The following is an 11,525-nucleotide window of genomic DNA, read 5'->3' on the forward strand; positions in this document are numbered from 1 at the left end:
CCGTCTGTCACCGCTCGTTCGCCGTTCGTCGTGAAGGGAGCACCGCCTTGGCCACCGCGCCGCGCCCCCGCACCTCCACCCGCGACCCCGAGGACGTCGGCCGTCGCCTCACCGCCTGGCTGGACGCCCGACTGCCCGGGGCCCGGGTCACCGACATCCGGGTGCCGTCCTCCAACGGCATGTCCAGCGAGACCCTGCTCTTCGACATCGAGCACCCCGACACCCCGGTCCGCGCCTGCGCGCTGCGGCTCGCCGCTGACCCGGCCGCGTACACCGTCTTCCCGGTGTACGACATGGCCCGCCAGCACCGCGTGATGCGCCTGGTCGCCGAGCACACCGACGTACCCGTGCCACGGGTGCGCTGGCTGGAGGAGGACCCGGCGCCGCTGGGCGCGCCGTTCTTCGTGATGGACCGGGCCGAGGGGCGCGTACCGCCGGACGTCATGCCCTATACGTACGAGGGCAATTGGCTGCACGCCGCGACCGACGCCGAGCGCGACCGCCTCCAGGAGAACACCCTGTCCGTCCTGGCCCGGCTGCACGACCAAGTCCCGCCCGGGGAGGCCGAGTTCCTGCTGCCGGCGAAGTTCCCGAAGGGATCGGCGCTCACTCGGCACGTGGCGGCCCAACGGGACTACTACGCATGGGTGGTTGACGGGGTGCCGCGCTCACCCCTCATCGAAGCGGCCTTCGACTGGCTCGACGCGCACTGGCCCGAGGACGAGGGCCCCGCCGTCCTCAACTGGGGCGACGCCCGCATCGGGAACATCGTCTACGACGGCTTCGAGCCGGCTGCCGTCCTCGACTGGGAGATGGCCGCCTGCGGCCCGCGCGAACTCGACCTCGGCTGGACCGTCTATCTGCACCGCTTCTTCCAGGACCTCACGGTGGGTTTCGGCCAGCGTGGCCTGCCGGACTTCCTGCGGCGCGCCGACATCGAGCGGCGGTACGCCGAACTCACCGGACACACCCCGCGCGACATGGAGTTCCACACCCTGTACGCGGCGCTGCGGCACGCCGTGGTCATGCTGCGGATCGCCTACCGGCAGGTGCACTTCGGCGAGGTCGAACCGCCGCTGGATCCCGACGCGTTGATCCTGCACCGGGCCACCTTGGAGGCCATGGTGCGCGGTACGTACTGGAGTTGAGCGAGGGCGGTGCGTGCGGTGCGTACCGGAGTCGAGAGGTGACGGCCGGACGCCCCCGGTGGCGTCCGGCCCGCACGGCGCTGAGGTCAGGCGGCGCGGCGCATCTGCGGCATGCGCAACGGGCGCGAGCCCGGGCCGCCGACGTGCGAGAACGGCTGGGTGCGCCAGTCGAGTCCCTGAGGGAGCGTCAACAGCAGTGCGGTGTCCTGCTCCTGGACCTCAAGCGTCTCGTCGGCCGCCTTCGCCGCCGTGGCGGGGCGCCCGGTCCCGGCACACACCGTGAGCACGAACGGATTCCAGGGGCTCGGGCACAGCGCGTGCTCCGGCAGCTCCTCCTCGTCGGCGAGCAGCGCGATCGGCTGGGCGCAGTCCGGGCAGATGACCCGGTACATCTCGAAGGTGTCGTACGCGTCGAACGAGTCCTCGTCCTCGCCGAGGTCGGCGATATCGACAGGCTCCAATTCGCCACGTTCGCGTTCCGTACGTCCGGTTCGCTTGGGATTCTGCATTGGGACACTCCCCCTCGGGTGGGCCGGCATTGCGCCGCGGCCGCGACCAAAGCAAGCACTTCCCGCCAAGCCGTGGCGATAACCACCGGGCCCCCGTCCGGCCGTCCGCGAACCTGTGGCGTTCGTCACATGCCGCCCGCAGGTGCCCCTTCGGACGTCCTCCGACTGTGCCGGAGGGCACCGGGGGCCATAGGTTGATCGTCATGGAGGAGCTGGACCGTCAGATTGTGGATCTGCTCGTCAAGGACGGGCGGATGAGCTACACCGACCTGGGCAAGGCCACCGGCCTGTCCACCTCGGCGGTGCACCAGCGCGTACGGCGGCTGGAGCAGCGCGGGGTCATCCGCGGATACGCGGCCGTCGTGGACCCCGAGGCAGTGGGCCTGCCGCTGACCGCGTTCATCTCGGTCAAACCCTTCGACCCCAGCGCCCCCGACGACATCGCGGAGCGCCTCGCGGGCGTGCCCGAGCTGGAGGCCTGCCACAGCGTGGCCGGGGACGAGAACTACATCCTCAAGGTACGGGTCGCCACCCCGCTGGAACTGGAGCACCTGCTCACCCGCATCCGCACCCTGGCCGGCGTCTCGACCCGGACGACGGTGGTCCTGTCGACCCCGTACGAGGCACGGCCGCCGCATATCTAGGCTGTCCTCCATGAGTTCCGCGAGTTCGACGACCGAAGACACCACCGAAGAAGCCGCCCGGCGCACCGTCCTGCTGCGCGGTGGTGACGTGCACAGCCCCGCCGACCCCTTCGCCACCGCGATGGTCGTCGAACGCGGCCACGTCGCCTGGGTCGGCTCGGAGGGCGCCGCGGACGCCTTCGCCAGTGGCGTCGACGAGGTCGTCGACCTCGAAGGAGCCCTCGTCACCCCGGCGTTCACCGACGCACATGTGCACACCACCGCCACCGGCCTCGCCCTGACCGGCCTCGACCTGTCCTCGGCCCGCACCCTGGCCGAGGCCCTGGACGCCGTACGCGCCCACGCCGCCGCCCGCCCCGACGACAAGGTGCTGCTCGGCAACGGCTGGGACGCGGCCCGCTGGCCCGAGCGACGCCACCCCTCGCGGGCCGAGCTCGATGCGGCCACCGGCGGGCGCCCGCTGTACCTGCCGCGCATCGACGTGCACTCCGCCGTCGTCACCACCGGCCTGCTCGACCTGGTCCCGGGCGTCCGCGACCTGCCCGGATACCGGGACGGCGAGCCGCTGACGGGCGCCGCCCACCACGCGGTGCGGGCCGCGGCCCACGCCGCGATCACCCCGCGCCAGCGCACCGAGGCCCAGCGCGCGGCGCTGCGGCGGGCCGCCTCGCTCGGCATCGGCAGCGTGCACGAGTGCGGCGGCCCCGACATCTCCGACGAGGACGACTTCACCTCCCTGCTCGCGCTGGCCCGCGACGGCGCGGGCCCCCGGGTCTTCGGCTACTGGGCCGAGCGCGTCGCCGGGGCCAAGGACGCCGATCGCATCCGCGAACTCGGTGCCGTCGGCGCGGCCGGCGACCTCTTCGTGGACGGCTCCCTCGGCTCCCACACCGCCTGCCTGCGCGCCCCGTACGCGGATGCCCCGCACACCGGCGCCCGTCACCTGGACGCCGCCGAGATCGCCACCCATGTGGCCGCCTGCACCGAGGCCGGCATCCAGGCCGGCTTCCACGCGATCGGGGACGCCGCCCTCAGCGCGGTCGTCGAGGGCGTACGGGCCGCCGCCGAGCGGGTCGGCCTCGCCCGGATCCGAGCCGCCCGGCACCGCGTCGAGCACGCCGAGATGCTGACGCCCGAGACGATCGCCGCCTTCGCCGAGCTGGGCCTCACCGCTTCCGTTCAGCCCGTCTTCGACGCGCTGTGGGGCGGCGAGGACGGCATGTACGCCGAGCGCCTCGGCGTCGAGCGGGCCCGCACCCTCAACCCGTACGCGGCCCTGCTGCGGGCCGGGGTGCCGCTCGCCTTCGGCTCCGACGCCCCGGTGACCCCGCTCGGCCCGTGGGCGGCCCTGCGCGCGGCCGCCTTCCACCACACCCCCGAGCACCGCGTCTCCGCCCGCGCCGCCTTCACCGCCCACACCCGGGGCGGCTGGCGCGCGCTCGGCCGGGACGACGCGGGGACGCTGGTGCCGGGCGCCCCGGCCGACTACGCGGTCTGGCGCGCCGAAGACCTGGTGGTGCAGGCCCCGGACGACCGGGTGGCCCGCTGGTCCACCGATCCGCGCTCGGGCACCCCGGGCCTGCCCGACCTCACTCCGGGCGCGGCCCTGCCGGTCTGTCTGCGCACCGTGGTGTTCGGACAAACGGTATTCGCGCGTCCGAACGAGTGACATGGGGACATTTCGTACCGCCGAAGGGTGGCCGTCACGGCATCGCCACGACCTGCGGATCTTCGGGACTGACCTGGTGATTTGAAAAAACGTCGCAGCTCAATCGGCTGTTGACAGAACGCGGCAACGGGCCGGTAGGTTCGGCCGAGTCCACCACAGGACTGTCCGACCGGTTGAACCTCCACGCAGTCGTCGAACGCCGCTGGGTCATGGGGTGGTGTGCCGCACCGGCGCACCACCACTGGCAGCCAGGTTCAGCGCCCGCGCCTCGGGGGCGAGGGAAGGTTTCAGCCGCGAGGGCGTCCCCCCTGCCCGCCGAGGGCCCGGGGAAGGTGCGACCCGGGTGGGGCCCGGATGCTCAGTAGACAACGGCTTTCGGTCGACCCGCAGCCAGCGGGTCCCAGGTCGGCCCGAAGGGCGCCGGGCCCCCGTACCGACACGTTGACATCCGGCATTCCGGCAGATCCCCACCGCCATCCGGGCGCATCCGACACCACACACCCTCGCGGTACGGCCTGATCACGACCGCTCGCTATGGTGGACCCCTGCGTACGGACAATAAGGGGCAGCAGTGAACGACGGCGGTCAGAGGCGGTACGGCCCGCTGGGCAAGGCCTTGGTGATCATTCCGACCTACAACGAGGCGGAGAACATCAAGCCGATCGTCGCCCGCGTCAGGGCGGCGGTCCCCGAGGCCCACGTCCTGGTCGCCGACGACAACAGCCCCGACGGCACGGGCAAGTTCGCGGACGAGATCGCGGCCGAGGACGACCAGGTGCACGTGCTGCACCGCAAGGGCAAGGAAGGTCTCGGCGCCGCCTATCTGGCAGGTTTCCGCTGGGGCATCGAGCACGATTACGGCGTCCTCGTGGAGATGGACGCCGACGGCTCCCACCAGCCCGAGGAGCTGCCCCGGCTGCTCACCGCGCTCAAGGGCGCCGACCTGGTGCTCGGCTCCCGCTGGGTGCCCGGCGGCCGGATCGTGAACTGGCCCAAGTACCGCGAGTACATCTCGCGCGGCGGCTCCACCTACTCCCGGCTGCTCCTCGGCGTCCCGATCCGCGATGTCACCGGCGGCTTCCGGGCCTTCCGCCGCGAGACCCTCGAAGGCCTCGGCCTCGACGAGGTCGCCTCGGCCGGCTACTGCTTCCAGGTGGACCTCGCCCGTCGGGCGGTCGCCGCGGGCTTCCACGTGGTCGAGGTGCCCATCACGTTCGTCGAGCGCGAACGCGGTGACTCCAAGATGAGCAACGACATCCTGGTCGAGGCGCTCTGGCGGGTCACCGCCTGGGGCGTCGAGTCCCGCGCCAACAAGCTTCTGGGCCGCAAGCCGTAGGGCGCGGGGGCGCTCCGGTCAGGCCGCGGGCGCTCCGGCCCGGCCGGGGGATGCCCCCTGTGGCCGGTCGTCCGGCCACAGGCGTACTGATCTCCTCCTTACGCCGTCCGGATCGCCGCCCAGGCACACTGGGAGCATGACGACCGGCACTCCGCCTCCGACAGCTCCCAAGCGCTCGCGCGCACGCACCTTCGTACCCCTGGGGATCGCCGCCTGGCTGGTCCTGGAGATCTGGCTGCTCACCGTGGTGGCCTCGGCCACCAGCGGACTCCTGGTGCTGCTGCTGCTCGTCGGCGGTCTGCTGCTCGGCAGCTACGTCATCAAGCGGGCCGGCCGCCGCGCCTTCCGCAATCTCACCGAGGCGTTCAAGGAGCAGCAGTCCGGCGCGTCCCCCACGGCCGCGAAGGGCGGCGGCGAGGGCAACGCGCTGACGATGCTCGGCGGTCTGCTCCTGATCATCCCCGGCTTCGTCTCGGACGCGCTGGGGCTGCTCTGTCTGCTCCCGCCGGTGCGGAAGCACGTCACCCGCTTCGCGCAGCGCTCGCTGGACAAGCGGATGCGGGCCGCGGGCGGCGGCCCCCTCGGGGACGCCTTCCAGCAGGCCCGCATCCACTATCCCGACGGCAAGGTCGTGCCGGGCGAGGTCATCAGGGAGGACGGGTCCTCCGCCTACCCGCCGCGCGAGGACCGGGGCCCGCGTCCGCCGCTGGTTTCCTGAGCGCAGTTCGGCCTGAGCGTAGTTCGGCCTGACCGTACGTCGGCCTGACCGTACGTCGGGCCGACCGCGGTTCGGGCCGACCGCGGTTCGGGCCGACCGAGGTTCGGGCCGACCGCGGTTCGGAGTCCGACGAGCCCAGCCCACGCAAAAGCTGAGGGCCGGTCACACCAGACGGTGTGACCGGCCCTCAGCTGTTGTGCGCTGTATCGCCGAACTGCGCGATCAGGCGGACTTGCGGCTGTCGCGCGGATGCACGGCAATGTTCATGGTGCCGGAACGAAGGACCTCCAGCCTTTCGGCCAGAACCTCCTCCAGCTCCTCGCGGGTGCGCCGCTCCATGAGCATGTCCCAGTGCGTACGCGCGGGCTTGCCCTTCTTCTCTTCAGGGCCGTCGCCGTCCACCAGGAGTGCGGGGGCCCCGCAGACCTTGCACTCCCACTCCGGCGGAATCTCCGCCTCCACCGAGAAGGGCATCTCAAAGCGATGTCCCTTCTCGCATGCGTACTCCACGGCCTGGCGCGGGGCCAGATCGATGCCGCGGTCGGTCTCGTAGCTCGTCACCACGAGGCGCGTGCCGCGAAGAGCTCGCTCACTCATGAATCGTGCCTCCCGGGCTTGTCGCCCACAGGACAGGTGTCACTGTCGTCGTCATCCGGTCAACGTCCGGTCGGCGGTAAAGATTCCCGTTCTGGGTCATGCGTCGCCGTCGTGCCGCCCCTTGTTGTACCCACCAGTGACCGGTTTGTCACATCTGACAGCAGATGTCACCCAGCGTCTTCTCTACTTGAGCACGCAGTAACGGTCCGCCTGGCAGGCCAAAGGCGTACACTACCGGCCTTTCACTTCAACGTCTAAATCCGCGCCGGAACGGGATTCCCCGCGGCGGCCACGGCAGCCCGCACCGGCACCCGGGCGAGCAGGACGAATCCGACCGCGAAGAAGACCACCAGCGAGATGATGGCATCCCGGTAGCTCCCGGTCAGCTGATACGCGAGACCGAACACCAATGGCCCCAGCCAGCTCAGGCCGCGGTCGCTCATCTCGTAGGCCGAGAAGTACTCGGCCTCCTTGCCGCTCGGCACCATGTGTGAGAAAAGCGACCTCGAAAGCGCCTGGCTGCCGCCGAGCACCGTGCCGATCGCGCCCGCGAGCACGAAGAACAGCACCGGCTGACGGGCCGGCAGGAAGAAGCCGACCCCGAGGATCACCGCCCAGACGGCGAGCGAGCCCAGGATCGTGCGCTTCGCCCCGTACGTCCGCGCGAGCCGCCCCATCCCGAGTGCCCCGGCCACCGCCAGGACCTGCACCAGCAGCACGGCCACGATGAGCGTGTCCTGATCCAGGCCGAGTTCCTCGGAGCCGTAGATCGAGGCCTGCGAGATGACCGTCTGCACACCGTCGTTGTAGATGAGGTACGCGAGCAGGAACGCGAGGGTGAGCGGACGGGCCCGCATGTCCCGCAGCGTCGAGATCAGTTGCCGCCAGCCCGCGCCGACCCGCCCGTCGACCGCGCCGGCCCGGCCCTCGGCCGTCGCGACCTTGCGGTCGCGCAGCCTCCGCAGCGGCACCAGCGTGAACGCGCCCCACCAGACTCCGGCCGAGGCGAGGCAGATCCGTACCGCGGCCGACTCGGACAGGCCGAAGCCGGCGTGCCCCGAGTACAGGATCAGGTTGAGGACGAGGACGCCGGCGCCCGAGGTGTAGCCGAACGCCCAGCCCCGCGAGGAGACCTGGTCACGCTCCTCGGGGCCGGCGATCTGCGGCAGATAGGCGTTGTAGAGGACCATCGAGACGGACAGGGACGCGTTGGCGACGATCAGCAGCACCGCCCCCAGCAGATAGCGGTGCCCGTCGAGGAAGAACATCCCGGCCGTGGCCGCGGCACCCGTGTAGGCGGCGGCCGCCAGGAGGGGCTTCTTGCGGCCGGTGCGGTCGGCGGCGGCGCCCACGATCGGCATCAGGATCACCGCGAAGATCACCGATGCGGAGACCGCGTACGCGAAGAGCGAGCCCGCGCGCACCGGTATGCCCAGTGGGTGCACGAACCCGTCGACATCGGCCGCCGACTTGGCGATCGAGGTCAGATAGGGGCCGAGGAACACCGTGAGCACGCTCGTCGAATACACCGAGCAGGCGAAGTCGTAGAAGTACCAGCCGTGTTGTTCCCGTTTGCGGTCGGCCGCGGCGGCCGGCTGTTCCGGCCGGTCCAGCGTGTCCATGGCTTCAGCGCTCAACCCGCGCCCCCTCGCTCGTGCCCGTACGCGAAGCGGTGGCTGCCGGGGGTCGGGTCAGTGCCAGACGCCCCGGTCGGTCAGTACCGTGCGCAGTGTCTCCAGATGATCGTTCATGATGCCATCCACGCCAAGGTCGAGCAGCGCCCTCATGCGCTCGGGGTCGTTGATCGTCCAGACGTGGACCTGGAGGCCGAGCGCGTGCGCGGTCCGCACGAAGCGGTGGTCCACGACCGGGATGCCGTACTGGCTCTCGGGGACCTGGGCGCTGACGGCGCCGGGTCGCAGCGGCACCGGGATCCCGTACGAGCGAAGTCGCAGCGCGGCGATGCCCAGCACTCCGTAGGAGGTGGCCAGGCGCGGTCCCGCGAGCCGGTGCGCCCTGGCGACCCGGGCCTCCGAGAACGAGCCGACGCAGACCCGGTCCCAGGCGTTGGTCCGACGGATGAGGTCGACCAGCGGGGCCAGCGCGGACTCGGCCTTGAGGTCGACGTTCCAGCGGGCCTCGGGGAAGGACTCCAGGAGTTCCTCGAACAGCGGCAGCGGCTCGCGCCCGGCCACCCGGGCCCGCTTCACCTCGTCCCAGCTCAGCTCGGCGATCCTGCCCCGGGCGTCGGTGACCCGGTCGAGCGTCGCGTCGTGGAACGCGACCAGGCGGCCGTCGGCCGTGGTGTGCACATCGGTCTCGAAGTACCGGTAACCGGCCTCGGCCGCACGCTCGAAGGCGGCGGCCGTGTTCTCGATGCCGTCGGCCGCCCCGCCGCGGTGGGCGAACGGGATCGGCGAGGGGTGGTCCAGATAAGGGTGGCGTACGCGAGTCACCGGGGAAGTATCGCGCGCTTCGGTGACGCAGGTGCGACGGCGGGGTTGCCCTCGGGTGCGGGTGCGGGTGCGGGTGCGGGTGCGGGTGCGGGTGCGGAAGCGGAAGCGGTAGGGGTAGAGGTGGCGGAGGTGGTTGCCGTGGCCGGGGGCGCTTCCGGGATCGCGAAGACGCGGAGGAAGAACTGGGCGAGCGGTCCGATCGCCAGGGCGTACAGGACCGTGCCGACGCCGAGTGAACCGCCGAGCAGGAATCCCGTCGCCACTACGACGACCTCAAGTGACGTACGGACGAGCCGAATTGAGCGTCCCGTCGCCCTGTGCAGGCCGGTCATCAGGCCGTCGCGCGGGCCCGGGCCGAAGCGGGCCGAGATGTAGAGGCCGGTCGCCACCCCGTTGCAGACGATCGCGGCGGCCGTCAGCGGAACCTGGCCGAGCAGCCCGTGCACATCGGGTACGACGGCGAGGGTCGCGTCCATGAAGACGCCGATCGCGAAGACGTTGGAGACCGTGCCGAGCCCCGGCCGCTGGCGCAGCGGGATCCACAGGAGCAGGACCGCCGCCCCGACGATGATGGACACGACGCCGATCGAGAGACCGGTGTGCTTGGCGAGGCCCTGGTGCAGCACCCCCCAGGGTTCGAGGCCGAGTCCGGCGCGGACGAGCAGCCCGGAGCTGACGCCGTACAGCGCCAGGCCGACGTAGAGCTGGACCACCCTCCGGGTGAGGTGCGTGGACAAGGTGGGCCCCCTGTGTGGTGGTAGTGGACTGACCCGTGCCACTCTGTGGCGGCACAATGGACTGCAACCATGGCCAATTCCGGGAAGGTGGACTGACTTCGATGGCTCAGTGGACCTCGGCGATCGGGCCCGCCCAACTCGCCCGTCAGCTCAAGGCACAGCAGCCCCGCCCGGTCGGTACGGGCCTGCGCAAGCCGCCCGCCTACCGGGCGCTGGCCGACGGCATCCGCCTGCTCGTCCTGGAGGGCCGGGTTCCGGCCGCCGCCCGGCTGCCCGCCGAGCGCGAGCTGGCCGTGGCCCTGTCGGTGAGCCGCACCACGGTCGCCGCCGCCTACGAGGCGCTGCGGGGCGAGGGCTTCCTCGAATCGCGGCGCGGCGCGGGCAGCTGGACCGCGGTGCCCGCCGGGCATCCGCTGCCCGGCCGGGGGCTCGAACCGCTTCCGCCCGAGTCGCTCGGTTCGATGATCGACCTCGGCTGCGCCGCCCTGCCCGCGCCCGAACCCTGGCTGACCCGGGGTGTCCAGGGCGCGCTCGAAGAGCTTCCGCCGTACGCCCACACCCACGGCGACTACCCGGCGGGCCTGCCCGCGCTGCGGCAGATGCTCGCCGACCGCTACACCGCGCGCGGCATCCCGACGATGCCCGAGCAGATCATGGTGACGACGGGCGCGATGGGCGCGATGGACGCCATCTGCCATCTGTTCGCCGGCCGTGGCGAGCGCATCGCCGTCGAGTCACCTTCCTACGCCAACATCCTCCAGCTCATGCGCGAGGCGGGCGCCCGGCTGGTGCCGATCGCCATGGCCGAGGGCCTGACCGGCTGGGACCTGCCGCGCTGGCGCCAGGTTCTGAGGGACGCCGCGCCCCGGCTCGCCTATGTCGTGGCGGACTTCCACAACCCCACCGGCGCGCTCGCCGACGAGGATCAGCGACGCCAGCTGGTGGACGCGGCCCGCTCGGCCGGCACGGTCCTCGTCGTGGACGAGACCATGAGTGAGCTGTGGCTCGACGAGGACCTCGCCATGCCGCGCCCGGTCTGTGCTTTCGATCCCGCAGGGGCCACGGTGCTCACGGTCGGTTCGGCGAGCAAGGCGTTCTGGGCGGGCATGCGCATCGGCTGGGTACGGGCCGCGCCCGACATCATCCGCTCGCTGGTCGCCGCCCGAGCGTACGCGGATCTCGGGACGCCGGTCCTGGAGCAGCTCGCCGTCAACTGGCTTATGGGGACCGGGGGTTGGGAGCAGGCGGTCGAACTCCGCAGGACCCAGGCCCGCGAGAACCGGGATGCCCTGGTGGCCGCGGTGCGCCGGGAACTGCCCGGCTGGGAGTTCGACGTGCCACGAGGCGGCCTGACCTTGTGGGTGCGCACCGGTGGCCTGTCGGGCTCCCGCATCGCCGAGGTCGGCGAACGCGTCGGAGTGCGGGTGCCCTCGGGGCCGCGCTTCGGAGTGGACGGCGCCTTCGAGGGCTATGTGCGGCTGCCGTTCACGGTGGGCGGCCCGGTCGCGGAGGAGGCCGCGGTGCGCCTCGCGGCGGCGGCCCGCCTGGTGGAGACGGGCGGCGGCTCGGGGAGCGCGGAGCCGCCGCGCACGTTCGTGGCTTAGCGGGAGCAGCTCGTTGCCCGAGGGGCCCCAGGGCTTAGTGGGCATGGCTTATTGGGCATGAGTCCAAGGGCAACGGGAGGGGTGGGTATTCGTTCCACCCCTTGGGG

General features: G+C 71.7%; 11 protein-coding genes. 6 read left to right on the top strand and 5 right to left on the bottom strand.

Annotated elements, in window-relative coordinates; translation table 11 throughout:
• Positions 1–47 precede the first annotated feature (47 nt).
• Positions 48–1,148: a phosphotransferase family protein gene (locus tag CG740_RS24300; protein WP_100577347.1), complete on the top strand. Its 1,101-nt coding sequence runs from the start codon at positions 48–50 to the stop codon at positions 1,146–1,148.
• 86 nt (positions 1,149–1,234) lie between these two features.
• Here the strand turns inward: CG740_RS24300 and CG740_RS24305 are convergent, their stop codons facing one another.
• Positions 1,235–1,657, bottom strand: a complete 423-nt coding sequence (locus CG740_RS24305) for a hypothetical protein (protein ID WP_100577348.1) — start codon at positions 1,655–1,657, stop codon at positions 1,235–1,237.
• 203 nt (positions 1,658–1,860) lie between these two features.
• On the opposite strand from CG740_RS24305, the gene CG740_RS24310 reads away from it, so the two are divergent.
• From CG740_RS24310 to fxsA, 4 genes are all read left to right on the top strand, one after another.
• Positions 1,861–2,301: an Lrp/AsnC family transcriptional regulator gene (locus CG740_RS24310; protein ID WP_053724457.1), complete on the top strand. Its 441-nt coding sequence runs from the start codon at positions 1,861–1,863 to the stop codon at positions 2,299–2,301.
• A gap of 10 nt (positions 2,302–2,311) precedes the next feature.
• Positions 2,312–3,970 (top strand): amidohydrolase, encoded by a 1,659-nt coding sequence (locus tag CG740_RS24315; RefSeq protein WP_100577349.1) that lies wholly within the window; start codon positions 2,312–2,314, stop codon positions 3,968–3,970.
• Between the two features lie 571 nt (positions 3,971–4,541).
• On the top strand, positions 4,542–5,306 hold the full coding sequence (locus tag CG740_RS24320; protein WP_100577350.1) for a polyprenol monophosphomannose synthase: 765 nt from the start codon (positions 4,542–4,544) through the stop codon (positions 5,304–5,306).
• Positions 5,307–5,442: 136 nt separating this feature from the next.
• Entirely contained in the window at positions 5,443–6,024 is a 582-nt protein-coding gene (gene fxsA, locus CG740_RS24325) for an FxsA family membrane protein (protein ID WP_100577351.1), read from the top strand.
• A 222-nt stretch (positions 6,025–6,246) separates the two neighbouring features.
• On the opposite strand, the gene CG740_RS24330 is transcribed toward fxsA, so the two are convergent.
• From CG740_RS24330 to yczE, 4 genes are all read right to left on the bottom strand, one after another.
• Positions 6,247–6,621, bottom strand: a complete 375-nt coding sequence (locus CG740_RS24330) for an RNA polymerase-binding protein RbpA (RefSeq protein ID WP_053724453.1) — start codon at positions 6,619–6,621, stop codon at positions 6,247–6,249.
• Between the two features lie 254 nt (positions 6,622–6,875).
• Positions 6,876–8,243 carry an MFS transporter gene (locus tag CG740_RS24335; protein ID WP_100577352.1) on the bottom strand — a complete coding sequence of 456 codons (1,368 nt, stop codon included), beginning with the start codon at positions 8,241–8,243 and terminating at the stop codon, positions 6,876–6,878.
• Positions 8,244–8,312: 69 nt separating this feature from the next.
• A complete protein-coding gene (locus CG740_RS24340; RefSeq protein WP_100577353.1) occupies positions 8,313–9,077 on the bottom strand; it encodes a glycerophosphodiester phosphodiesterase in 765 nt (254 codons plus the stop codon).
• Positions 9,074–9,856 carry a membrane protein YczE gene (yczE, locus tag CG740_RS24345; protein WP_442802850.1) on the bottom strand — a complete coding sequence of 261 codons (783 nt, stop codon included), beginning with the start codon at positions 9,854–9,856 and terminating at the stop codon, positions 9,074–9,076. Before yczE ends, CG740_RS24340 begins: the two co-directional genes overlap by 4 nt.
• Before the next feature lie 59 nt (positions 9,857–9,915).
• On the opposite strand from yczE, the gene CG740_RS24350 reads away from it, so the two are divergent.
• On the top strand, positions 9,916–11,418 hold the full coding sequence (locus tag CG740_RS24350; protein ID WP_100577355.1) for an SCO1417 family MocR-like transcription factor: 1,503 nt from the start codon (positions 9,916–9,918) through the stop codon (positions 11,416–11,418).
• Positions 11,419–11,525: the final 107 nt, after the last annotated feature.

This window comes from Streptomyces sp. CB01201 (genome assembly GCF_002803085.1).
Taxonomy (GTDB): Bacteria; Actinomycetota; Actinomycetes; order Streptomycetales; family Streptomycetaceae; genus Streptomyces; species Streptomyces hundungensis.